Here is a 22,288-nt window from a genome sequence, read left to right as displayed (position 1 = left end):
GGGTCAAGATCTCCTGAGGGCTTGCCCCGCACCGACGCGGAGCCATTCGATCGACAAGGATTCAAGCAGCAGTTGGGGATTTGCCCTGGTTTCCACCAGGGCACGCGCACGCAGGACGCGTTGCAGGAGCCGATGCAGAGAGGCTGGCTCAAGACGCCGTGCGAGCGTGCGCAAGGCCTCGCGTTGATCCGGGTTATCGAGCCGTGTCGGGTGCTCGCTTACGGCCAGACGCACCAGGTCGACCAGCCAGCCGGACAACCAATCCAAGCATAGCCGTGGTCCGAGGCCGTTCCAAGCCGACGCCTCCGCAAGCGGGTCGCGCTCCCCGCGGGCGATCGCGAGGAACCCGGCGATCCGCTCGCGCCGCTGCTCGAGCCGGGCGTCGTCGAGCTCGTCCACCGCACGCAGCGGTCCGCCATGCGCGAGACAGAGGCGCAAGGCGGCGGTCTCCCGGGGAATCCGTCCGGCCAGCCAGGCGAGCGCATCCGCGGTGGACGGCGTCGGGATGCGGATCTGACCGCAACGGCTGCGAATGGTCGCCGGCAGGCGCCCGGGCTGCTCCGTCACCAGGACGATGAGCGCGGATCCGGGCGGCTCCTCGAGGGTCTTGAGCAGGGCGTTGGCGGCCGCGGCGTTGAGATGATCCGCGGGATCCACGAGGGTGACCTTCCACGCGGCCCGGCTCGGTGTCAGTGCGCCCCGCTCCACCAGCGCGCGGATCGCCGCGACCGGGATCTCTTCGGATTTCGCCTCGGGATCCGGTCCGACACGCAACAGATCGGGATGGCTTGCGGCGGCGATCAGGGCGCAATCCGCGCAGCGTCCGCAGGCGAGCCCGTCCGCCGTCGGCGTGCCGCACAGCATCGAGCGGGCCAGCAGCTCGACGAGATGACGCTTGCCGATGCCGCGCGGACCGCTGAACAAGAGGCCATGTGCGAGTCGCCCGTCTCGGCGCGCCTGATTCAAGCGCATCCAATCCTCCGCCAACCAGGGCAAAGCTGCGTCGAATGCGAGCGGTGTCGGCTCGGTCACGCCTCGGCCCCGGCTCCGGCGCCGGACGCATCGGCGGTCTCGCCCCGACGGGTCTCGACGAGGCGACGCAAGGCTCGTCCCGCCTGCTCGCCGACGACGCTCAAGGGCGCCGCCGCATCGATCAGACGATAGCGCTCCGGGCTCGCATGCGCCCGTTCGAGATAGACCCTGCGCACCGCCTCGAAGAAGTGCAGGGTCTCGGACTCGAATCGATCGGCAGCCCCGCGACCGCGTGCGCGGTCAAGTCCAAGCGCGGGCGCAAGATCGAAAAGGAGAGTCAGATCCGGCCGCAGGTCGCCCTGAACCAGCGTCTCGAGCACCGCAATGCGCTGCGGATCCAACCCGCGGCCCCCGCCTTGATAGGCGTAGGTGGCGTCGGTAAAGCGATCGCACAGCACCCAGGCGCCGGATTCCAGTGCAGGTCGGATCCTCTTGGCCAGATGCTCGGCGCGTGCCGCGAACATGAGAAGCAGCTCGGCGGTCCCGTCCATCCCGGTGTTGGCCGAATCGAGCAGCAAGGTGCGGATCCGCTCGGCAATCGGCGAGCCTCCGGGCTCGCGCGTCGTCACGACCGCGATACCCAGCGACGACAGGAGCGCCGCGAGCGAGGCGATGTGTGTCGACTTGCCTGCGCCCTCGATGCCTTCCAGCGTGATGAAGCAGCCGCGCTCCGGTTTCGGATTCAGCGCGCTCGAAAGGCTCATGGCTCACCCAGGATATAGCGACGAACCGCTCGGTTGTGTGCGTCGAGCGTAGCCGAGAAGACATGCGTGCCGTCGCCGCGCGAGACGAAATAGAGGCTGTCCCCGTCCGCGGGGTTGAGGACGGCATGGATGGCGGCGCGCCCGGGCAAGGCGATGGGTGTCGGCGGCAGGCCGTCGATGACATAGGTGTTGTAGGCGGTGGCCTCGCGCAGATCGGCGCGACGGATGCGACCCTCGTAACGCTCGCCCATGCCGTAGATCACGGTCGGATCGGTTTGCAGGCGCATCCCTTTGCGCAGTCGGCGCACGAAGACACCCGCGATCTCGGGGCGTTCATGCGCGGCGCCCGTCTCCTTCTCGACGATCGAGGCGAGGATCAGGGCCTCGTAGGGGCTGTCGATCGGCAACCCCTCGCGGCGCTCCGCCCATTCTTCGGCCAGGATCTGCTCCATGCGCTCGAAGGCACGTTGCAGGACCGACAGGCGCGGCGTGTCGCGCGGAAAGCGGTAAGTGTCCGGGAAGAGGCGCCCTTCGGGATGCTCGCCGGGTCGACCGAGCTTGGCCATCAGGTCCTCGTCGGACAGCGTCGACAGGTCACCCGTGAAACGCTCCTGTGCCTCGATCGCCGCGACGGCCTGCCGAAAGGTCCAGCCCTCGACCAAGGTGACCGGATGTTGTACGACCTGACCGGAGGTGAAGCGCGCCAGGACATCGACCGGCGTCATCCCGGCGGTCAACTCGAACTCGCCGGCCTTGATCCGGGCCTGATCCCCTTGCCGGTAGGCCAAGGCGATGAAGTAATAGGGGTGTTGCAGGATTCCCTCGTCGGTCATTCGACGCGCTAGTCCACGCAGCGATGTCCCGCGCGGGATATCGAGGATGGTGCTCTCCTCGGGCAAGGGCACCGGCCCCTTGAGGAAGGCGCCGTAGTCGAGCCAAAGACCGGCACCGATCGCACCTGCGGCGAGCACCAGAACGAGTAAGACGCGTGCAATCATGGATCCGGCCATTCGGGTGTATGCGCCGTTCGACGGACGGCGCTCAAAAAATCGAGCGGCAGGCGTTCGGGGTCGAACCGCCGATCGGCAAGATGCGACACCGGCCAGACGCCGATCCGCGCATTCGTCAGGAAGAGCCCGGCCGCCTCCTCGAGCATCCTGCGCGTGACCGGTCGCTCGACGCAGGCGATCCCGGCCCGCGCGGCGGCTTCGAGGACGAGCGCGCGCACCGTTCCGGCGATCCCGCAACGCGTTACCGACGGGGTGGCGAGTCCGACACCGTCCCAAACGAACAGATTCGTCATCGTCCCGCCCACCAGGTCACCGGCCTCGTCGCACATCAGACCCTCGGCGATCTCCGGATCATCCCATTCCCCACGGGCAAGGACTGCGTCCAAGCGGTTGAGATGTTTGATCCCGGCCAGACGCGGATTCACGGATGCGGGGGTCTCGCAATAGCGGATCGCGACACCGCCGTCGACAGAGGGGTCGGCAGTCGGGGACGAGGCATAGGACAGCAGGATGCGCCGAGGGTGCGGCGAGGCGGGAGGCCGGTAACCGCGACCGCCGACGCCGCGGGTGAGGATCAGCTTCAAAAGCCCGTGATCGAGCTCGGAGCCGATCCGAACGACCTCGTCACGCAACAGCGATGGCGACGGCCTCGGGATCCCCAGTCGATCGGCGCCGAGCGCGAGCCGCGCCAGATGGCGGTCCCACAGACAGGGCCTGCCGTCGCGAATCAGAATGGTCTCGAACAGTCCGTCGCCGTAGTGCAGTCCGCGATCACCGACGGGGATCCGGTCGTGCTCGCACCCGTCCACCAGGACGCGCCGAATCCCGGCCTCCGCGACGCCCTCGTCATCCGGTGGATCGGCGATCGGAGACGAAGGCGACGAGCCGACCAAGCGACGTCGACGCCGACCTTAGAGTCGACGAAAGGCCAAGGTGCCGTTGGTGCCGCCGAATCCGAACGAGTTGGTCAATGCGACATCGATGCGCATCTCTCGAGCGGTATTGGGGACGTAATCGAGATCGCAATCCGGATCCGGTGTCTCGTAGTTGATGGTCGGCGGTGCGGTCTGATCGCGCAGCGCGAGGATCGTGAAGATCGCCTCGGCGCCCCCGGCAGCACCCAACATGTGACCGGTCATGGATTTGGTCGAGCTGATCGGGATCTCGTAGGCGCGCTGGCCGAACGCACGTTTGATCGCCATGGTTTCGGCGACATCGCCGGCCGGCGTCGAGGTACCGTGCGCGTTGATGTAGTGCACCTGCTCCTTGTCGAGACCGGCATCCGCGAGCGCGAGCAGCATGCAGTCGCAGGCACCTTCGCCGTTCTCCGACGGCGCGGTCATGTGATAGGCATCGGAGTTCATGCCGACGCCGACCAGCTCGGCATAGATGGGTGCACCGCGCGCCTTGGCGCGCTCGTACTCCTCGAGCACCACGACACCTGCACCGTCGCTGAGGACGAAACCGTCGCGATCGCGATCGAACGGACGGCTGGCGGCCTCCGGCGCGTCGTTGCGGGTCGAGAGTGCACGGGCCGCGGCGAATCCGCCGAGTCCGACCGGCGAGGTCGCCATCTCGGCGCCGCCCGCGATCATGACGTCCACATAGCCGTGGCGGATCATGATCGCCGCCTCGCCGATGTTGTGCGTCGCCGTGCTGCACGCGGAAACGATCGAGTAGTTCGGCCCCTTGAGCCCGAACTTGATCGAGAGGTTGCCGGCAACCATGTTGATGATGTTGGCCGGCACGAAGAACGGCGAGATCCGGCGCGGTCCCTTCGTCCGATAAGCCTCGTAGTTGTTCTCGATACCCGTGATCCCGCCGATCCCCGAACCGATCGCCACGCCGATGCGGCGACAGTTGGAATCATCGATCTCGAGCCCGGCGTCGGCGATCGCTTGACAGCCGGCAGCCATGCCGTAGTGGATAAACTTATCCATTTTCTTGGCTTCTTTTTCAGCGATGTAATCGCCGATCTCGAAGCCATAGATCGGGCCGCCGAAGCGGGTGCTGAATGGCTCGATATCGAAGTGGGTGATGGGTTTGATCCCGCTTTTGCCGGCGAGGATGTTGTCCCAGGAGGACTTGACGTCCAAACCGACCGGCGCCACGAGGCCCAAACCGGTGACCACTACCCTTCTGCCTGACATTGCCTACCCCTTTCGTTCGAAACGCGATATTCGGCGCTCGCCGCCGCACCGGCATCCAGCTGCGGCCGACGGCCCTCGAGCCTCGGAGCACCCGACCCGGGTGCCGACACCTGCCTAGGCTTGGTGCTGGTTGATGTAGTTGATGGCCTGTTGGACGGTGGTGATCTTCTCCGCGTCCTCGTCCGGGATCTCGGTTTCGAACTCTTCTTCGAGGGCCATGACCAACTCAACCGTGTCGAGTGAGTCCGCGCCCAGATCGTCGACGAAGGACGCCTCCGAGGTCACTTCCTCTTCCTTGACGCCAAGTTGCTCGACAACGATTTTGCGGACTCGATCTTCAACGCTGCTCATGGGACTGATTCCTCCGGATGAATAAAGGTGGTCCTCGCTGGACCAAGCGGTATTCTAGTGACAATCGACGGCCGATGAAAGCCGCATCAGTCCTCGGCTAAAAGCACAAGGATCTGATTTAGTTGATCTTAATCATATCGACGAAGACGCCTTTCATGCCATGTGCATGCCGCCGTTCACGTGCAGGGTCTCGCCGGTGATGTAAGCCGCTGCGGGGGATGCCAAAAAGACCACGGCGCCCGCAATCTCCTCGGGCTGTCCGAGACGCCCCAAGGGGATCCCGCCGATCAAGGCCTGGCGTTGCGCCTCGGGCAAGGTCCGGGTCATATCGGTGTCGATGAAGCCGGGGGCGACACAGTTGACCGTGATCGCGCGCGAACCGACCTCGCGAGCCAACGCCTTGGTGAAACCCATCATGCCTGCCTTGGCGGCCGCGTAGTTGGTTTGACCGGCGTTCCCCATGGCGCCCACGACGGAGGCGATGTTGATGATCCGGCCTTTGCGCGCCTTCGTCATCGCACGCAGGCAGGCCTTGGTGACGCGGTACAGCGAGCTGAGGTTGGTCTCGATGACCGAGTCCCACTCCTCGTCCTTCATCCGCATCAGGAGGTTGTCGCGTGTAATGCCCGCATTGTTCACGAGGATCCCCGGCGCACCGAGGCGCTCGGTGATCTCCCCGACGGCAGCCTCGACCGAGGCTTGATCGGAGACGTCGAGCACGACCCCGATGCCCCGGTAACCGGCCGCGGTCAGGGCCTCCTCGATCGAGCGCGCGCCGGCCGCCGTCGTTGCAGTGCCCGCCACGGCGGCACCTTGCTCGGCCAACGCCATCGCGATGGACCGACCGATCCCGCGCGATGCGCCCGTTACGAGCGCAATGTCATCGTTCAGCATTCGCTATCGCCTCCAGTGCCGCTTCGAGTGACTTCGGGTCGAAGACCGGCAGTGTCGTCAGAGTGTCGTCGATTCGTTTGTTTAGACCGGTCAGCACCTTGCCCGGACCACACTCGATCGCGATACGAAGACCTTCGGCGGCGACGGCACGCACCGTCTCCACCCAGCGTACCGGGCGATAGAGCTGTTGGACCAGTTGATCGCGCAGCACCGCGCTGTCGGCGGCGCTCTGCACGCTGGCGTTGTGCAGGACCGCAATCTCCGGAACTCGGATCTCGATTGCAGCCAAACGCTCGGCGAGGCGATCCGCGGCGGGGCGCATCAAGGCGCAATGCGAAGGGACACTCACCGGCAAGGTCAGCGCGCGCTTCGCTCCGGCGTCCTTCGCTGCAGCAATCGCACGGCTCACCGCGGCGGCATCGCCTGCGATCACCACCTGACCGGGCGCGTTGAAATTGACGGCTTCGAGCACGGCGCCTTGCGCCTGCTCCGCGCAGAGCGCAATGACCTCGGGGTCAGTCAGACCCAGCACGGCCGCCATTGCACCCTCTCCGGCCGGAACCGCCTCCTGCATGAAGCGCGCACGCTCCGCAGCCAAACGCACGCCGTCGGCGAAGCTCAGCGCGCCGGCGGCCACCAAGGCCGAATACTCGCCCAGGCTGTGACCGGCCATCATGGCCGCGGGAGGCCCGCCGGCCTTCAGCCAGGCGCGCCAGACCGCAACACCGGCGCTCAGCATGGCGGGTTGCGTATTCCGGGTGAGATCGAGATCCTCCTTGGGGCCTTCGTGGACCAAACGCCAAAGGTCGAAACCCAAGACGTCCGAGGCTTCATCGAAGGTCCTGCGCACATCCGGATAGGACTCGGCGAGGACGTCGAGCATCCCGATCGACTGGGAGCCTTGGCCGGGAAAAAAGGCGGCAATCATGTGTGTCATCCGTATCGGCAACGACCCAGCAAAAACCGATCGGCAACAACCCGATCGGCAAGAACCAATCAGTAACGCACCAAGACGGAACCCCAGGTGAATCCGCCTCCGAAGGCTTCCATCAAGAGGAGCTCGCCACGTTGAATACGCCCGTCGCGCACCGCTTGATCGAAGGCCAGCGGAATGGATGCAGCGGAGGTGTTGCCGTGCTCCGCCACCGTGACCACGACACGTTCCATCGGCAGATCCAGCTTACGCGCGGTCGCCTGGATAATCCGGATATTCGCCTGGTGCGGGATCAACCAGTCGATGTCCGACTTGGACAGACCGGCGGCCTCGAGGGTCTCGTCGACGATACGTCCGAGCGTGGTCACGGCGACTCGGAAGACCTCGTTGCCCTTCATCTCCATGAATCGGGCATCGGGGTGACCATTGCCGAGGCCGCCCGGGACCTGAAGCAGATCCTTGTAGGCACCGTCGGCGTGCAGATGCGTGGAAATGATGCCCGGCTCGTCCGCCGCCTCCAAGACCACCGCCCCCGCACCGTCTCCGAAGAGCACGCAGGTGCCGCGGTCCTCCCAGTTGAGGATGCGCGAAAGCGTCTCGGCCCCGACCACCAGCGCCCGTTTCGCGGCACCGGTTCGGATGAATTTGTCGGCAACCCCGACGGCGTAGACGAATCCCGTACAGACCGCCTGAAGATCGAAGGCCGGACAGCCGTGCACGCCGAGGCGCTGCTGCAGAAGACAGGCGGTGCTCGGAAAAAACTGGTCCGGCGTGGTGGTGGCGACGATGATCAGGTCGATATCGGACGGTTGGAGGCCGGCCGCATCGAGCGCTCGGCGGGCGGCTGCCTCGGCGAGATCGCAACAGGTCTCGCCCTCGGAAACCAGATGGCGCTTCTCGATGCCGGTGCGCTCGAAGATCCAGGTTGCCGTGGTATCGACGATCGCCTCGAGATCGGCATTCGTCACCGTCCGGGCCGGGAGGTGGCTCCCGGTCCCCAGGATGCGCGCGTAAATCATCAGGCAATCGCCTTGTATTGTTCGCTGTCGAGATGCCGGCCGACTTGCTCGCCGATCCGCTTGGGGATGTTCGCGTGGATCTCTTTCAGCGCGATGTGGATCGCATTCTCGAACGCGATCTCGTCCGCCCCGCCGTGGCTCTTGATCACGATTCCGCGCAGGCCTAAAAGGCTGGCGCCGTTGTAGCGGCGTGGGTCCATCGTGCGGCGGAACTGCTTGAGAATCGGCATCGCGGCAAGGCCGGCCAGTCGGGTGAACCAGGTCCGCTTGAACTGAGCGCTCAAGGAATGCCGGACGAACTTGGCCACCCCCTCGCTGCATTTGAGGGCCACGTTCCCGACGAATCCGTCGGCCACGACCACGTCGATGTCGTCGAGAAAGATCCCGTCGCCCTCGATGTAGCCGACATAATTCAAGCCGCTGCGCAACAGCAGCTCGTTGGCCTGCTTGACCTGCTCGTTGCCCTTGATCTCTTCCTGCCCGATGTTCAGGAGCGCAACACGCGGTGCAGCGACACCTTCGACCGCGGTTACCAGCTCGCTGCCCATCACCGCGAATTGAAAGAGATGCTCGGCCGTGCAATCCACGTTCGCACCCAAGTCGAGCATGTGGGTATGCCCGTGCAGAGAGGGTACGGCGGTGATGATCGCCGGGCGATCGACACTCGGCAGGGTCTTGAGGACAAAACGCGCGGTTGCCATCAGCGCGCCGGTGTTGCCGGCGCTCACACAGGCGTCGGCATCGCCGCTCTGCACCAGGTCGATGGCCACGCGCATCGAGGAATCTTTCTTTCCTCTCAGCGCCTTGGAGGGTGACTCGTCCATCCCGACTTCCTGGGTAGTCGGTCGAATCTTCAGTCGCGTGCGATCGGCGTTGCCGAGATGCTCGGCGATCTTGGCCTCATCGCCGACGAGGATTAAATCGACGCGCTCGGAGGCTGCGATGAAACGCAGCGCCGCCGCAACCACGACACCCGGACCATGATCACCGCCCATGGCGTCGAGCGCGATTGTCGAGACAGATCCCATCCCTAGAACGTTCGAGCTGCGGATGTGCGCTGGCTTTGGAGCTGCTCCAATGCGACCGCGTGCGGTCACTCAGAGCGATCCAGAACCTTACGGCCGCGGTAGAAACCGTCCGGCGTCACGTGGTGGCGAAGATGCGTCTCTCCGCTGGTGGGATCCACCGACAAGGTCGGCTTACTCAAGGCGTCATGGGAGCGACGCATGCCGCGCTTGGACGGGGTTTTTCGATTTTGTTGAACGGCCATCTGAGCTCTCCGATATGAAGCGCGTCCGCCGCTTGAGCGGGAGCGCGATCTGTTTTCCAATCCATCAATCGTGTCGGGCGCCGCGGACGGTTCGACCATCGCATGCTATTGGCGCATGCCAGGCCCCCTACCGCGGGCTCATGTCTGCGGCGGTCGTTTGAGTGCCGCCAAAATATCGAAGGGCCGGCGTTTCGTATCCGATCCCGCGGCTCCCTCTCCTGCCGATGCTGCCGCCTCTTCACCCTCGATCGGCCCTGCGGTGCAGGCTCCGAGAGGATGGCGCGGGATCGCGGGGACCGCCAACAACAGCTCGTCCTCGACGACATCCATCGGATCGAGCCGCTCATCCACGACCATCCAAGGGTCGAGATGTTCGGGCAGCTCGAGCGCGTCCTCGTCCCGGCGGATCAGGGCCAGCGCGATCGGAGCGTCCACCGGAACCTCGAACGCGTCGAGGCAACGCTGGCAACGCATCCTCAGGGTCGCAAGCACACGCCCCGTCACGAGGCACCGGCCCTCGCGATCCCGAGCGAACAACAGCTCATAGCGCGCCGAGTCGGCGGTCGCGGTATGGGCGTTTGCCGAACCGGCCTCCGTCGGGGCGCGCTCCGAAGCCTCCAGGGCGGCAGCAAGGCGCGGCATCGCGCTCAACGACACATCGCCGTTGAAGGCCAGCTCACGGCGACAGGCTCGCCAGGGGTCGATTAGATCAAGAGGTGCGCCCGACATAAGCGCGCAAAAGTAGCGCAAATACACTCGCAGCGTCAACCTAAACCGCGTCCCGAGGATGCATCGGCGGGACGCAGTCGGACTGATCTCGGAGCGGGCAAGCGGACGACCGGCTGCCGGATCGAGCGCTAAACCGCGCCCGGTGCGGACGCATGTCGCTCCGGACGCGGTTTAGGGACCCACGAGGGCGAGCAGGACGCCGGCGGCGACCGCCGAGCCGATGACGCCCGCAACATTCGGACCCATCGCGTGCATCAAGAGGAAATTATGGTGGTTTTCCTCCAGTCCGACCTTGTTCACGACCCGCGCGGCCATGGGGACCGCCGAGACACCGGCGGCACCGATCAACGGGTTCACCTTCCATCCGCTGAGACGACACATGATCTTGCCCATGATGACGCCGGCGGCCGTCCCGATGCTGAAGGCCACGGCACCGAGCACTAAAATCCCCAGGGTCTGCGTGGTGAGAAAAAGCTCGCCCGAGAGCTTGGAGCCGATCGCCAGACCCAACAGGATGGTGACGACGTTGATGATCTCGTTCTGAGCCGCCCGACTGAGGCGCTCCACGACGCCGCTTTCACGCAGAAGATTCCCCAAGGTGAGCATCCCGATCAGCGGAGCTGCCGAAGGCAACAGCAGGGCACAGAGAAACAGCACGACGAGGGGGAAGAGGATCCGCTCCAGGCGCGAGACGGGGCGCAGCTGCTCCATCACGACACTGCGCTCTGCCTTGGTCGTCAAGGCACGCATGATCGGCGGTTGAATGATCGGCACCAACGCCATGTAGGAATAGGCGGCGACTGCGATCGCCCCGAGGAGGTCGGGGGCGAGGCGCGAGGCCAGAAAGATGGCGGTCGGTCCGTCCGCCCCGCCGATGATGCCGATGGCGGCGGCATCCGCCAGACTGAAGTCGAACCCGGGCAGCAGGTTCAGGGCAAGTGCACCGATGAGGGTCGCGAAGATCCCGAACTGCGCCGCAGCCCCGAGGATCAGTGTCGACGGCCTGGCGATCAAGGCACTGAAATCGGTCAGCGCGCCGACGCCGAGAAAGATCAACAAGGGAAAGATCCCGGTTTCGACGCCGACGTGATAGATCATCCCGATCATTCCGTCCGGCCCGGCCATCCCGGCAACCGGGATGTTCGCGAGGATCGTACCGAAGCCGATCGGCAGCAGCAGGAGCGGCTCGAAGCGTTTGGCGATCGCCAGATAAATGAGGCCGCCCCCGACCAGGAGCATGAGCAGCTCGCGCCAGGTCACGTTGGCGATGCCGGTGGACTGCCACAGGGTGATCAGCGCCTCCATGCCGATCAGCCCAATGTCAGCAGGGTCTGGCCGACTTGGAGGCTATCGCCCTCCTTCACCGAGACCGCAAGCACGGTGCCTGCTTCCGGCGTGCGGACCTCGGTCTCCATCTTCATGGCCTCGATCAGCATGATCAGCTCCCCTGAGGCAATGACCTGCCCCGGTTTGACCTTGACCGCCACGACGGTCCCGGCAAGCGGGGCCGGCACGTCCCGACCGGCGACGGGGGGCGGCAAAGCGGCGTTCGTCACGGCGGCGAGCTGCTCGACCGCGCCTTCCGCAGAGACCACGACCTGATAGCTGCGGCCGTCGACCTCCACCCGATAGCGCTCGGCGACAGCGGCGACCGCAACCGGCGCCGGAGCGGTCTCGACGACCGCCGGGCGGACCGGCTCATTCCACGGCGGCGGCTCGAAGGCACTCGAATTCCCGCGATTTTCCAGGAACTTGAGCCCGACTTGGGGAAACAGGGCATAGGTCAGCACATCGTCCACGACATCCGAGGCAAGCCTGATGGAGCGTTCCTCGGCCAGACGCTGCAGCTCCGCGGTGAGCACATCGAGCTCGGGCATGAGATTGTCGGCCGGACGGCAGGTAATCGGCATCTCGCCTTCGGCCAGCACGCGCTGTTGAAGCTCGACGCTCACCGGGGCCGGGGTCGCACCGTACTCGCCCTTGAGGACACCGGCGGTCTCGTTGGTGATGCTCTTGTAGCGCTCGCCCATCAGGACGTTGAGCACGGCCTGGCTGCCGACGATCTGGGAGGTCGGCGTCACCAAGGGCAGGAATCCCAGGTCCTCGCGCACGCGCGGGATCTCGGCAAGCACCGCGTCGAGCCGGTCGGTGGCCCGTTGCTCGCGGAGCTGGTTCTCCATGTTGGTGAGCATGCCGCCGGGCACCTGAGCGACCAGGATGCGCGAGTCCACACCCTTGAGCGCCCCCTCGAATTTGGCGTATTTTTTGCGAACCTCCCGGAAATAGGCCGCGATCTCTTCCAACAGCAGGAGATTCAACCCGGTCGAGCGATCCGTGTCCTCCAGGATCGCGACCACCGACTCCGTCGGCGAATGGCCATAGGTCATGCTCATCGAGGAGATGGAGGTATCGACCATGTCGATGCCCGCCTCGGCCGCCTTCAGGATCGTGCCGGTACTCATGCCGGTCGTGGCGTGGCTATGCATGGCGATCGGGACGCTGCAGGTCGCCTTCAAGCGGCTGACCAGGGCCTCGGCGACATAGGGTTTGAGCAGACCGGCCATATCCTTGATGCAGATCGAATGGCAACCCATGTCCTCGAGTCGACGACCCATGTCGATCCAATACTCCAGATCGTGCACCGGGCTGACCGTATAGGACATGGTGCCTTGAGCGTGCTTGCCTGTGGTCAAGGCGGCCTTCACCGAGGTCTCGAGGTTGCGCACGTCGTTCATGGCATCGAAGATGCGAAAGACGTCGATCCCGTTGAGTGCGGCGCGCTCCACGAAGGTCTCGACCAGATCGTCGGCATAGTGTCGGTAGCCGAGCAGGTTTTGCCCGCGCAGCAACATCTGCTGCGGCGTTTTGGGCATCGCGGCCTTGAGCAGGCGCAGCCGTTCCCAGGGGTCTTCGCCGAGATAGCGGATACAGGCATCGAAGGTCGCCCCGCCCCAACTCTCGATCGACCAATAGCCGACCTCGTCCAGCTTAGGCGCGATGGGGAGCATGTCCTCGATGCGCAGACGGGTCGCGAGCAGGGACTGGTGAGCGTCGCGCAGGACGACATCGGTGATCGCAAGTCGGTTGGATGGCTTCATGCGGGACTCGATCTCGGGGTTGGGTGATGCTCGGTCAGCGGAGCGTGCGCCGATCGACGCCTCTGCTCGAAGCCGAGGTGCCTACGAGACGGGGAGGCACGTCGTGCGCGAGCGGGAGCGGGGCACATCGGCAGGCTACGGGGAGCGAGCGCAAGGACGCTAGCCCGGCATGACAGGGCTCGGTGTCAAGGGCGGTGGCGTCGTCGATGCACTTGGATTGCCGAGCCGATAACCGCGATCAAGCGCGCGTCATCCTCCGGGGGCGCAATCGCATGGACCCCTCCCGTCGTCGCCGGGAGCGGCTCCTCGGGGCCCCAGCGTGCAACCGCCTTCGACATCAGCATAAGCAGGCCGACCAGCGTCACGAGGAAAGTGAAGACGATGCTCAGGCCGATCGCCATCAGCCAGAGGCCCTCGATCAACAGATCCGCGATGGCAGTGTCCATAGCGTCAGGCAGGCATCAGACATCGAAGGGGTGACGACGGACCAGGGTCTCGACCCGGTCGGGACCCGTGGAGACGAGGTCGATCGGGACCCCGCCCAGCTGCTCGATGGTCTCCAGATAGGCACGCGCCGCTGCGGGCAGCGCATCGTACGAGGTCGTGCCGACCGTGGACTCCGACCAACCCGGTACCTCGAGGTAGCGCGGCTCGCACCGCTCGAACGCGTCGGACCCGACTGGCGGGGTCTCGACCTCCTCGCCGTCGACGACATAGCTCGTGCAGATCTTGAGGGTCTCCAGACCATCGAGCACGTCGAGCTTGGTGATGCAGATGCCGGTGACGCTGTTGATGGCGAGCGATCGTTTGAGCGCGACCATGTCGAGCCAACCGCAGCGACGCTTGCGCCCGGTGGTTGCACCGAACTCGTTGCCGCGCCTGCCCAGAACCTCGCCCACATCGTCGAACAGCTCGGTCGGGAAGGGACCGGCGCCCACGCGCGTGGTGTAGGCCTTCACGATCCCGAGGACATAATCCAGGTCGCGCGGCCCGACGCCGCTGCCGCTCGCCGCCCCGCCGGCGGTCGTCGTGGACGAGGTGACGTAGGGATAGGTGCCGTGGTCGATGTCGAGCAAGGCCCCTTGGGCACCCTCGAACAAGACGTCTTTGCCTTCGGCACGGCAGCTGTGCAGATATCCGGGTACATCCATCACCAAGGGACGCAGCACCTCGGCATGACCCAGGAACTCGTCGAGGACCGCAGCGTAATCGACCGTGTCAGCCTTGAAGTAATGCTCGAGCATGAAGTTGTGATACTCCATGACCTCGCGCAGGCGCTCCTCGAAGTGCCGGGTGTCGAGCAGCTCGCCGAGCCGGATACCGCGTCGCGCTGTCTTGTCTTCATAGGCCGGGCCGATGCCTCGGCCGGTCGTTCCGATCGCCTTCACACCGCGCGCCAGCTCGCGCGCTTGGTCGAGCGCGATGTGGTAGGGCAGGATCAGCGGACAGGCCGCACTGATGCCGAGCCGCTCGCGCGCCGGCACGCCGGAGGCTTCGAGCATGGCGAGCTCTTCCTGCAGCGCCGAGGGCGAGAGCACCACGCCGTTACCGATCAAGCAGCGCACGCCATCGCGCAGCACCCCGGACGGGACCAGATGCAGAACGGTCTTCACACCGTCGATGACCAGGGTGTGCCCGGCATTGTGGCCCCCTTGAAACCGCACCACGACCGAAGCCCGGTCGGTGAGCAGGTCCACCACCTTACCTTTGCCTTCATCACCCCATTGGGTGCCGATTACAACGACGTTGTTGCCCATCTTGAGTCATCTACTCCGCGAGGATATCGTCTAGTTCCCAACGCCCGTCACGCTCGACCAGCACCTGCCGGCAGTCCGGATCGCGCTGATCCAGCTCGAGCCCCGGCAGCGCATGGATGACCCGTCGCCCGGAGGCACGGAGTCGATCGACCGTCTCCTGCAATGCCGGCGCGGCCGACCAGGGCGCGTAGATTGCCGCGTCGCTCGGGTCTGACCGTTGCCCGTGGCGTAGCAGCTCTTTTAAATCCGTACTGAACCCGACGGCGGGACGTGCTCGGCCGAAGACGCGCCCGATGTCGTCGTAACGCCCGCCGCGCGCGATCTCCAGACCCCAGCCGGGAACGAAGGCAGCAAAAACCGCCCCCGTCTTATACCGGTAACCGCGCAGTTCCGCCAGATCGTAATGGATGGAAACGTCCGGGAGCCAGCGACCGAGCTCGTCGGCGAGTCGGCGCAGGTCCTCGACCGCCTCGCGTACCGGGCGATCGGCCTCGCGCAGGAGTGTCTCGGCACGCGCGAGTGCATCGACCCCGTTGAGCTCCGCCAAGGCGGACAACATACGCGCCGGTGCCCCGCCGATGCCGAGCTGCGCGATCAGTGCCTCGATCTCCGGCACGGCCTTGCGCTGCAGCGCATCGAACAGGGCGTGCTCGCCGGCCGCCGACAAGTCGGCCTGCCTGGCGAGCCCGCGATAGATGCCGACGTGTCCCAGGTCCAGATAGGTGTCTCGAATCCCGGCGGCACGCAAGGTCAGCATGATCAGCCGCAGGATCTCGGTATCGCTCTCGATCCCCGAGTGTCCGTAAATCTCGGCGCCGATCTGCAAGGGGCTGCGCGTGCCGGCGAATCCGTCGCTGCGGGTATGCAGGACGGTCCCGAGATAGCACAGCCGCGTCGGGGCGTCGCGTCTGAGATGGTGAGCATCGATCCGGGCAACCTGCGGGGTCATATCGGCGCGCACCCCGAGCAGGCGTCCGCTGAGCTGGTCGGTCAGCTTGAAGGTCTGAAGGTCGAGATCCTGGCCGGTTCCGGTCAGGAGGGATTCCAGGTAGTCGATGAAGGGCGGAATGACGAGCTCGTAGCCCCAGCTCGCGTAGAGATCCAACAGCTCGCGCCGCAGCGTCTCCATGACCCGCGCCTGCGCAGGCAGCACCTCGTCGATCCCGGCCGGCAGCAGCCAGCGTTCCTCGTTCATGCGTTCAGTAGCCCCGGTTGGAACGGTTCAGAAATCAGCAAAACAACCCGACGAGAGAATACCCTTGCCACGGCTCTCGTTGTCGTTGTCGTTCTCGATTACGACAACGACAACGACAACGATTTGATTCGGTGCTCAACTCGTTTCGGACACGTTATTTCTTCGGTCAACGGTCAACGATCAACGATCGACGCACCTCGGAGGGGGGGCGTCAGTTGACCAGATACAGCAAGCCGACGCCGGAGAGCATGCTGGCCAGACCGGCAATCCGCAGTGCGCGTTTGTCCTCGGCGGCGATGAGCAAGAGAACACGTCGAAACCCGTCCGGACTCAGAAAAGGCCAAATGCCTTCGATGACCAGCACGAGCGCAACCGCGACCAAGACATCATGCAGCAACACGTGACTCCGAAACACCCGATTCGGATCCGAGTGCGCCTTGAAGGTGCACATCGGCCAAAGGCGGGCATCTTTTCAGACGACGGCGCATTTGTCCAACGCGAGTCGCGTGCCGGCGCTCCGATCGACGTCGCGCGGATCTACTGGAAACTTTACAAGCGCCCACACAAAAACGCCTCGGAAATCCGAGGCGTTTGGTGAAGCCGAGGCGTTCGATCAGATCCGAAAACCTTGGATCATTTCCCGTTCGGGTCGCGGAAGAACCGGAAGAAATCCGAGTCCGGTTCCAAAACCATCACGTCGCGCTCCTGCCCGAGTGACGATCGGTACGCGCTCAAACTGCGGAAGAAGGCGTAGAACTCGCGATCCTGGTTGAAGGCGTTGGCGAAGATCTGCGACGCTCGCGCGTCACCCTCGCCCCGCGTCTCCTCCGACTCACGAAAGGCTTCGGCCACGATGACGGTTCGCTGACGATCCGCATCGGCGCGGATACGCTCGGCGGCCTCGCCGCCCTGCGCCCGCAGATCCCGGGCGACCCGCTCACGCTCGGCACGCATCCGCGAGTAGACCGATTCGCTGACCTCGGGCGGCAGGTCGATCTTCTTCACGCGCACGTCGACGACCTCGATCCCGAGATCCTGAGCATTCTCGTTCACCTCTTTGGTCAACAAGGCCATCAGCGCAAGACGATCGTCCGAGACGACTTCTTGGATCGTGCGTTTGCCGAACTCGTTGCGCAGACTCGTATTGACGCGCTCCGACAAGAGGCGTGAGGTTCGTGCCACGTTGCCGCCGGTCGAGCGGAAGAACTGCGCGGGGTTGGAGATGCGCCACTTGGTGTAGGAGTCGACGATCACGTCCTTTTTCTCGACCGTCAGGAACCGCTCCGGGCGGGCATCCATCGTCTGGATACGTCGATCGAACACCTTGATGTTGTTGAGGACCGGCACCTTGAAGTGCAGACCGGGTCGATAGTCGTCACCGACGATCTGACCGAGCCGAAGCTTGATCGCCACCTCGTACTGCTGCACCACAAAGGTGAAGGCGTAGATCGCGATCACGAGACCGACCAGGCCCAGCGGCAGGAAGGTTTTCAGTTTATTCATTACCGCACCCTCCGATCACGATCGACCGAGCGCTGCGGGCGATCCACCGCTTCCGATGCAACGGCGGGGGACGATGCGTCGGGCTTTTCAAGGGCCGCCCCAGCCGGGCGCTGCTTCATGAGTTGGTCGAGCGGGAGGTAGAGGAGGCTGTTTCCGCCATCCTCCACGTCGATGATGACCTTGTTGCTATCACCCAAGACCTGCTCCATCGTTTCCAAGTAAAGGCGCTGTCGCGTGACCTCCGGAGCCATGAGGTACTCGGTCAGGATCGCCGTAAAGCGCGCTGTCTCACCCTCGGACCTGGCGATAACCTGATCGCGATAGGCGCGCGCATCGGCGATGATTCGGGCCGCCTCGCCGCGTGCCTGCGGAAGGACTTCGTTGGCGTAAGCCTCGGCCTGATTCTCCAACCGCTCTTTGTCCTCACGTGCCTTGATGGCGTCGTCGAAGGCAGCCTTGACTTGCTCCGGCGGTTTTGCCGGCTGCATGTTCACGGACGTGACCAGAAGGCCGCTCCGATACTGGTCCATCAGCGCTTGAACGCGTTCCTGAATGGTGACGGCCACGGCGCCGCGCCCTTCCGTCATCACGAAGTCGAGTTTGCTTCCGCCGACGGTCACGCGCACCACCGTGACGGTTGCGTCGCGCAGGGTCTGATCCGGATTGGCAACCTGAAACAGGTAATCCGCCGCATCTTGGATGCGCGATTGCACGGTCAGCTCCACATCGACGATATTCTCGTCCTGGGTCAACATCGAGGCGGAGTGGCTGAAGGTCGAAATCTCGTCGACATTGACCTTGACGACCGTCTCGAATGGCCAGGGGACGTGCCAATGAGGACCCGGGCCGGTGGTGTCGACATAGGCACCGAAGCGCGTCACGACGCCTCGCTCGGCAGGCTCGACAATATAGATGCCGGTCGCCAGCCAGACGACCAGCAGGATACCGGCAATGATTCCGATGGCCCGCGAGCTGAAATCCCCGCCCGGCAGATTGAAACCCCCGCCCCCGCCGGAGGCGCCGCCCCCGGAGGGCTTGTTGCCGCCGAACAGTCCGCCGAGTCGCTCCTGAAGCTTTCGCACGACCTCGTCGAGGTCGGGAGGACCCTGCTCGCCGCCGCCCTTGCCGCTCCAAGGGTCTTTGTTACCGCCACCTGGCTCGTTCCAGGCCATAGCTTCTCCGTCTGTCGAATTCGACTGTTATGTTGGGTTGAGAGGCGCTTCCGCACCCGATGTGCGGATTGCGAGAAGGGCGCGCACGATGGTCGCTGCGCGTTCCGGACGCTCGAGCCCTCGGATGACTTCTTCAGAGTGCCGACGAAGCGCGAGGATATCAAGCAAAGATACGACAGACTGCTGAGTCTAGGTGAACGACAGGGCCGAGTGCAAACGGCGCAGAGCGATCACGCGGGTCGAAACGAGCACCGCGGGCATCTCCGGTGCGACCCTCAAACACCCTCTTTGTCCTCCGAAAAGCGCGCGTTCCTGGCCGCAAGACGCTCCCGATCAGGTCGCCCGATGATGAGATCCATCGACCATCCGCCGGCCGGTTTGGGCACGTCGGCGATGATCTGCGCATGCTCGAACAACCAAGCGCGCAGGCGCCCTTCATCCGGCTCGAGATCCAGCGAGCAGCGAATCCGATCGCGCCCCAGCCACTCGGAGATCGCCTGCAACAGCAGATCGACACCGGCGCCCGTCTGCGCGGACAGCCAAACGCGGCTCGGCAAACCAGCCGCGTCCCGCTCGATTCGCGGCGACTCGTCGGGCAGCAGATCGACCTTGTTGTAGACCTCCAGACGCGGGATATCGTCGCTGCCGATCTCGGCAAGCACCTGCTCCACATCGGCCGCGAGACGGGACCGATGCGGCGCCGATGCCTCCACGACATGGAGCAACAGCGCGGCGTTGCGCGTCTCCTCGAGCGTCGAGCGGAACGCCGCCACCAGTTCATGCGGAAGCCGACCGACGAAGCCGACCGTGTCGGCCACGAGCACCCGACCGCCATCGGGAAGTGTCAGACGGCGCAAGGTCGGGTCCAAGGTCGCGAAGAGTTGATCGGCCTGAAAGACGCCGGCCTCGGTCAAGCGGTTGAAGAGAGTGGACTTGCCCGCGTTGGTGTAGCCCACGAGCGAGAGCACCGTCAGCTCGGCCTTGTCGCGTGCCTTGCGCCCTTGAGCACGCTGGACCTGGATGCGGTCCAGGCGCCGATCAAGCACGGTCATCCGCTTGGAGATGAGCCGACGGTCGGTCTCGAGCTGGGTTTCGCCGGGTCCGCGCAGGCCGATACCGCCCTTTTGACGCTCCAAGTGGGTCCATCCGCGCACCAGCCGGGTCGACATGTGCTTGAGCTGAGCAAGCTCGACCTGCAGCTTGCCCTCGAAGGAGCGCGCACGCTGCGCGAAGATGTCGAGAATCAGACCCGAGCGATCCACGACGCGGCATTTGACCAAGCGCTCGAGATTGCGCTCCTGGCCGGGCGAGAGCGGATGGTTGAAGATCACCAGCTCCGCTTCGGTGCCCGCAACCAGTGCGATCAGCTCGTCGCACTTACCGGTTCCGATAAAGAGCTTCGGATCGGGTGTCGAGCGCGAGCCGCCCAGGGTGCCGACGATCTCCGCGCCCGCGGCAACCGCCAGGCGCCGAAACTCCTCGCGCTCGTCGGGTTCGGCGCTCGAGCCGATGTCCAGGTGCACCAAAACAGCGCGCTCGCCGGCGCTCGGGCGCTCAAACACGGCAACCTCCTTCGCGGCGACGAACGTCCGTGCGCGGGCCGATTACGGCCGTCTCCCGGTCATGTGTTGCCCGGCTCAGGCAGCGCCCCTTCGACCGGTGGGAGCTTGACGTTTCTTGCAGGTACGACGGTCGATATCGCATGCTTGTAAATCATCTGGCTGACGTTGTTTTTCAACAACACGACGAACTGATCGAAGGATTCGATCTGGCCCTGCAGTTTGATCCCGTTGACCAGAAAGATGGACACGGGGACGCGTTCCTTTCTCAGGGCGTTCAGAAAAGGGTCTTGGAGGCTTTGGCCTTTGGACATGGAGTAACTCCTTATTGTTGTGGTCGCCCGATTGTTGTGGTCGCCCGATTGTTGAGGTCGACAAGTGTTGCCCGGCAAAAAGTTTTGGCTGTGATCGCTGCCAATCAAGCCGGGGTGGAGCAGACGGGACAGCAGCCGGGACAGGCATACCCGCCGAAAAAGCCTCGTTTAAACCGCGCCCGGTGCGGTATGCGTCATGTGTTGGACTGGTTTGGCCGTGCCGGCTCCGACGACTGTTGGAGTTGGCGCGGTTTAAAGTATTAAAAAACATCAAATTCCAAACCGCGTCTCACCGGGATCGAGGATGTCTCCGAAGCCAAACGCACAATGAAAACGACGCATGTCGCCCTGGACGCGGTTTAGTGTCGTCGAAACGCGGCGCTTTGGCCATAGTGCAAGGCACTCGCCCGATCGGTGCCGAAACAACAAAGGGAATCGGTGTGGTCGCCGCAACACACGGGCTTCGCTAGAGGCAACATTTAGCAAATAGAGTGCCACGCATCACGGGCCTGAGCCGGATCGCCGGGCAAGAAGACACCGGAACGTGCCGCGCGTTCAATACGTTCGCACCGAAAGGACGCGGCCGCATTGCGCCTCAGCGCGGGTGAAGCGCCGTCGATCGGGCCACCCCGATCAGACGCCGCGCCGCCTCGAGCGGATCGGGCTCGTCGGCGAGCCAATGGGTCGCCGACTCGGCACGCAGCCAGGTGAGCTGACGCTTGGCGAGTTGTCTGGAAGCGACGATGCCTTTCAGACACATCTCCTCGGCATCGAGCGCGCCGTCGAGATAACTCCAGACCTGGCGATACCCGACCGAGCGCATCGACGGCAGGTCCGCGGTAAGATCGCCGCGCTCCCGCAGACCAGCGACCTCCTCGACGAGGCCCTGTGCGAGCATCGCGCGGAAGCGCCGGGCGATGCGCTCGCGCAGCGTTTGGCGATCCGCCGGGGCGCGCACCAATTTGAGGAGACGATACGGCAGATCGGCGCTCGCGGCGGCAGAGGCGATCAGCGCGCTCATCGACCGGCCCGTCAGGGCATGAATCTCCAACGCACGCTGAATACGCTGCGGATCGTTGGGGTGGATCCGCGCCGCCGCCTGCGGGTCCAGTCGCGCCAGTCGCGCATGCATCGCGGACCAGCCGATCACGGCAGCTTCGTCGGACAGGGCTTGGCGGAGCAACGGATCCGCGCTCGGCAGGCTGGCCAGGCCCTGTTGCAGCGCCTTGAAATAGAGCATGGTACCGCCGACCAAGAGCGGGATTCGGCCGTGCGCGCTGATCTGCGTCATCGCCGCGAGTGCGTCTTCACGGAAGCGCGCGGTCGAATAGGCCTCGGCGGGGTCCAGGATATCGATCAATCGATGCGGCGCACGGGCCAGCACATCGGGTGTCGGCTTGGCCGTGCCGATGTCCATGCCGCGGTACACCATCGCCGAATCGACACTGATGATCTCGCACGGCAGGCGCTGCACCAGCTCGACGGCCAGATCCGTCTTGCCGGATGCGGTCGGACCCATGAGCAGGATGGCGAGGGGACGTTGCCCGGACGCGTCGCTCGACTGCGCCTGCACGGATCCTTCGAGCGTATCGGTCAC

At 64.7% G+C, this 22,288-nt stretch carries 23 protein-coding genes; all 23 read right to left on the bottom strand.

Features of this window, described 5'->3' with window-relative positions:
• Window positions 1-3: 3 nt before the first annotated feature.
• Window positions 4-1,032: a DNA polymerase III subunit delta' gene (gene holB / locus KFB96_RS02345; RefSeq protein WP_213458775.1), complete on the bottom strand. Its 1,029-nt coding sequence runs from the start codon at window positions 1,030-1,032 to the stop codon at window positions 4-6.
• Complete coding sequence (gene tmk / locus KFB96_RS02340) at window positions 1,029-1,736, bottom strand: dTMP kinase (protein ID WP_213458774.1); 708 nt, start codon at window positions 1,734-1,736, stop codon at window positions 1,029-1,031. Before tmk ends, holB begins: the two co-directional genes overlap by 4 nt.
• The gene (gene mltG / locus KFB96_RS02335) at window positions 1,733-2,734 is read right to left on the bottom strand and encodes an endolytic transglycosylase MltG (RefSeq protein ID WP_213458773.1); all 1,002 of its coding nucleotides are present in this window, start codon (window positions 2,732-2,734) and stop codon (window positions 1,733-1,735) included. The genes tmk and mltG overlap by 4 nt, the downstream gene beginning before the upstream one ends.
• Window positions 2,731-3,639 (bottom strand): aminodeoxychorismate lyase, encoded by a 909-nt coding sequence (gene pabC, locus KFB96_RS02330; protein ID WP_300988720.1) that lies wholly within the window; start codon window positions 3,637-3,639, stop codon window positions 2,731-2,733. Before pabC ends, mltG begins: the two co-directional genes overlap by 4 nt.
• 18 nt (window positions 3,640-3,657) lie before the next feature.
• A complete protein-coding gene (fabF, locus tag KFB96_RS02325; RefSeq protein ID WP_213458772.1) occupies window positions 3,658-4,896 on the bottom strand; it encodes a beta-ketoacyl-ACP synthase II in 1,239 nt (412 codons plus the stop codon).
• A gap of 114 nt (window positions 4,897-5,010) precedes the next feature.
• Window positions 5,011-5,247, bottom strand: coding sequence for an acyl carrier protein (gene acpP / locus KFB96_RS02320; RefSeq protein WP_007194668.1), 237 nt, complete (start codon window positions 5,245-5,247; stop codon window positions 5,011-5,013).
• Between the two features lie 153 nt (window positions 5,248-5,400).
• The gene (gene fabG / locus KFB96_RS02315; RefSeq protein WP_213458771.1) at window positions 5,401-6,141 is read right to left on the bottom strand and encodes a 3-oxoacyl-ACP reductase FabG; all 741 of its coding nucleotides are present in this window, start codon (window positions 6,139-6,141) and stop codon (window positions 5,401-5,403) included.
• The gene (fabD, locus tag KFB96_RS02310) at window positions 6,128-7,078 is read right to left on the bottom strand and encodes an ACP S-malonyltransferase (RefSeq protein ID WP_213458770.1); all 951 of its coding nucleotides are present in this window, start codon (window positions 7,076-7,078) and stop codon (window positions 6,128-6,130) included. The genes fabG and fabD overlap by 14 nt, the downstream gene beginning before the upstream one ends.
• Window positions 7,079-7,137: 59 nt before the next feature.
• Window positions 7,138-8,094, bottom strand: a complete 957-nt coding sequence (locus KFB96_RS02305; RefSeq protein WP_300971239.1) for a beta-ketoacyl-ACP synthase III — start codon at window positions 8,092-8,094, stop codon at window positions 7,138-7,140.
• Window positions 8,094-9,122 carry a phosphate acyltransferase PlsX gene (plsX, locus tag KFB96_RS02300; protein ID WP_213458769.1) on the bottom strand — a complete coding sequence of 343 codons (1,029 nt, stop codon included), beginning with the start codon at window positions 9,120-9,122 and terminating at the stop codon, window positions 8,094-8,096. The genes KFB96_RS02305 and plsX overlap by 1 nt, the downstream gene beginning before the upstream one ends.
• Window positions 9,123-9,187: 65 nt before the next feature.
• Entirely contained in the window at window positions 9,188-9,364 is a 177-nt protein-coding gene (gene rpmF / locus KFB96_RS02295) for a 50S ribosomal protein L32 (protein ID WP_007194663.1), read from the bottom strand.
• A 138-nt stretch (window positions 9,365-9,502) separates the two neighbouring features.
• A complete protein-coding gene (locus KFB96_RS02290; protein ID WP_213501696.1) occupies window positions 9,503-10,006 on the bottom strand; it encodes a DUF177 domain-containing protein in 504 nt (167 codons plus the stop codon).
• Window positions 10,007-10,264: 258 nt separating this feature from the next.
• On the bottom strand, window positions 10,265-11,398 hold the full coding sequence (locus KFB96_RS02285; RefSeq protein ID WP_213458767.1) for a sodium ion-translocating decarboxylase subunit beta: 1,134 nt from the start codon (window positions 11,396-11,398) through the stop codon (window positions 10,265-10,267).
• 5 nt (window positions 11,399-11,403) lie between these two features.
• Entirely contained in the window at window positions 11,404-13,191 is a 1,788-nt protein-coding gene (gene oadA, locus KFB96_RS02280) for a sodium-extruding oxaloacetate decarboxylase subunit alpha (protein WP_213458766.1), read from the bottom strand.
• 185 nt (window positions 13,192-13,376) lie between these two features.
• The gene (locus KFB96_RS02275) at window positions 13,377-13,637 is read right to left on the bottom strand and encodes an OadG family protein (protein WP_213458765.1); all 261 of its coding nucleotides are present in this window, start codon (window positions 13,635-13,637) and stop codon (window positions 13,377-13,379) included.
• 15 nt (window positions 13,638-13,652) lie between these two features.
• Window positions 13,653-14,948 carry an adenylosuccinate synthase gene (locus tag KFB96_RS02270; RefSeq protein ID WP_213458764.1) on the bottom strand — a complete coding sequence of 432 codons (1,296 nt, stop codon included), beginning with the start codon at window positions 14,946-14,948 and terminating at the stop codon, window positions 13,653-13,655.
• A gap of 10 nt (window positions 14,949-14,958) precedes the next feature.
• Window positions 14,959-16,143 (bottom strand): ATP phosphoribosyltransferase regulatory subunit, encoded by a 1,185-nt coding sequence (locus tag KFB96_RS02265; RefSeq protein ID WP_213458763.1) that lies wholly within the window; start codon window positions 16,141-16,143, stop codon window positions 14,959-14,961.
• Between the two features lie 211 nt (window positions 16,144-16,354).
• Window positions 16,355-16,537, bottom strand: a complete 183-nt coding sequence (locus KFB96_RS02260; protein ID WP_300971774.1) for a DUF2065 domain-containing protein — start codon at window positions 16,535-16,537, stop codon at window positions 16,355-16,357.
• 239 nt (window positions 16,538-16,776) lie between these two features.
• Window positions 16,777-17,646, bottom strand: a complete 870-nt coding sequence (hflC, locus tag KFB96_RS02255) for a protease modulator HflC (RefSeq protein ID WP_213458761.1) — start codon at window positions 17,644-17,646, stop codon at window positions 16,777-16,779.
• A complete protein-coding gene (gene hflK, locus KFB96_RS02250; protein ID WP_213458760.1) occupies window positions 17,646-18,818 on the bottom strand; it encodes an FtsH protease activity modulator HflK in 1,173 nt (390 codons plus the stop codon). The genes hflC and hflK overlap by 1 nt, the downstream gene beginning before the upstream one ends.
• A gap of 275 nt (window positions 18,819-19,093) precedes the next feature.
• On the bottom strand, window positions 19,094-20,380 hold the full coding sequence (gene hflX, locus KFB96_RS02245; RefSeq protein WP_213458759.1) for a ribosome rescue GTPase HflX: 1,287 nt from the start codon (window positions 20,378-20,380) through the stop codon (window positions 19,094-19,096).
• A gap of 59 nt (window positions 20,381-20,439) precedes the next feature.
• Complete coding sequence (gene hfq, locus KFB96_RS02240) at window positions 20,440-20,691, bottom strand: RNA chaperone Hfq (protein ID WP_213458758.1); 252 nt, start codon at window positions 20,689-20,691, stop codon at window positions 20,440-20,442.
• A 595-nt stretch (window positions 20,692-21,286) separates the two neighbouring features.
• A complete protein-coding gene (gene miaA / locus KFB96_RS02235) occupies window positions 21,287-22,210 on the bottom strand; it encodes a tRNA (adenosine(37)-N6)-dimethylallyltransferase MiaA (RefSeq protein WP_213459823.1) in 924 nt (307 codons plus the stop codon).
• Window positions 22,211-22,288 lie beyond the last annotated feature (78 nt).

The organism is Thiocapsa sp., assembly GCF_018399035.1.
In the GTDB taxonomy this organism is placed as follows: Bacteria; Pseudomonadota; Gammaproteobacteria; order Chromatiales; family Chromatiaceae; genus Thiocapsa.
This window is presented reverse-complemented; position numbering and strand designations above follow the sequence as displayed.

What these genes read in the sequence shown, in the direction of transcription:
- KFB96_RS02270 (WP_213458764.1), bottom strand. Translation starts at nt 14,948, where the DNA reads ATGGGCAACAACGTCGTTGTAATCGGCACCCAATGGGGTGATGAAGGC.
- hflK (WP_213458760.1), bottom strand. Translation starts at nt 18,818, where the DNA reads ATGGCCTGGAACGAGCCAGGTGGCGGTAACAAAGACCCTTGGAGCGGC.
- fabF (WP_213458772.1), bottom strand. Translation starts at nt 4,896, where the DNA reads ATGTCAGGCAGAAGGGTAGTGGTCACCGGTTTGGGCCTCGTGGCGCCG.
- KFB96_RS02290 (WP_213501696.1), bottom strand. Translation starts at nt 10,006, where the DNA reads ATGCCGCGCCTTGCTGCCGCCCTGGAGGCTTCGGAGCGCGCCCCGACG.
- acpP (WP_007194668.1), bottom strand. Translation starts at nt 5,247, where the DNA reads ATGAGCAGCGTTGAAGATCGAGTCCGCAAAATCGTTGTCGAGCAACTT.
- KFB96_RS02265 (WP_213458763.1), bottom strand. Translation starts at nt 16,143, where the DNA reads ATGAACGAGGAACGCTGGCTGCTGCCGGCCGGGATCGACGAGGTGCTG.
- mltG (WP_213458773.1), bottom strand. Translation starts at nt 2,734, where the DNA reads ATGATTGCACGCGTCTTACTCGTTCTGGTGCTCGCCGCAGGTGCGATC.
- plsX (WP_213458769.1), bottom strand. Translation starts at nt 9,122, where the DNA reads ATGGGATCTGTCTCGACAATCGCGCTCGACGCCATGGGCGGTGATCAT.
- tmk (WP_213458774.1), bottom strand. Translation starts at nt 1,736, where the DNA reads ATGAGCCTTTCGAGCGCGCTGAATCCGAAACCGGAGCGCGGCTGCTTC.
- oadA (WP_213458766.1), bottom strand. Translation starts at nt 13,191, where the DNA reads ATGAAGCCATCCAACCGACTTGCGATCACCGATGTCGTCCTGCGCGAC.
- fabG (WP_213458771.1), bottom strand. Translation starts at nt 6,141, where the DNA reads ATGCTGAACGATGACATTGCGCTCGTAACGGGCGCATCGCGCGGGATC.
- KFB96_RS02275 (WP_213458765.1), bottom strand. Translation starts at nt 13,637, where the DNA reads ATGGACACTGCCATCGCGGATCTGTTGATCGAGGGCCTCTGGCTGATG.
- KFB96_RS02285 (WP_213458767.1), bottom strand. Translation starts at nt 11,398, where the DNA reads ATGGAGGCGCTGATCACCCTGTGGCAGTCCACCGGCATCGCCAACGTG.
- hfq (WP_213458758.1), bottom strand. Translation starts at nt 20,691, where the DNA reads ATGTCCAAAGGCCAAAGCCTCCAAGACCCTTTTCTGAACGCCCTGAGA.
- hflC (WP_213458761.1), bottom strand. Translation starts at nt 17,646, where the DNA reads ATGAATAAACTGAAAACCTTCCTGCCGCTGGGCCTGGTCGGTCTCGTG.
- rpmF (WP_007194663.1), bottom strand. Translation starts at nt 9,364, where the DNA reads ATGGCCGTTCAACAAAATCGAAAAACCCCGTCCAAGCGCGGCATGCGT.
- miaA (WP_213459823.1), bottom strand. Translation starts at nt 22,210, where the DNA reads ATGGGTCCGACCGCATCCGGCAAGACGGATCTGGCCGTCGAGCTGGTG.
- KFB96_RS02305 (WP_300971239.1), bottom strand. Translation starts at nt 8,094, where the DNA reads ATGATTTACGCGCGCATCCTGGGGACCGGGAGCCACCTCCCGGCCCGG.
- fabD (WP_213458770.1), bottom strand. Translation starts at nt 7,078, where the DNA reads ATGACACACATGATTGCCGCCTTTTTTCCCGGCCAAGGCTCCCAGTCG.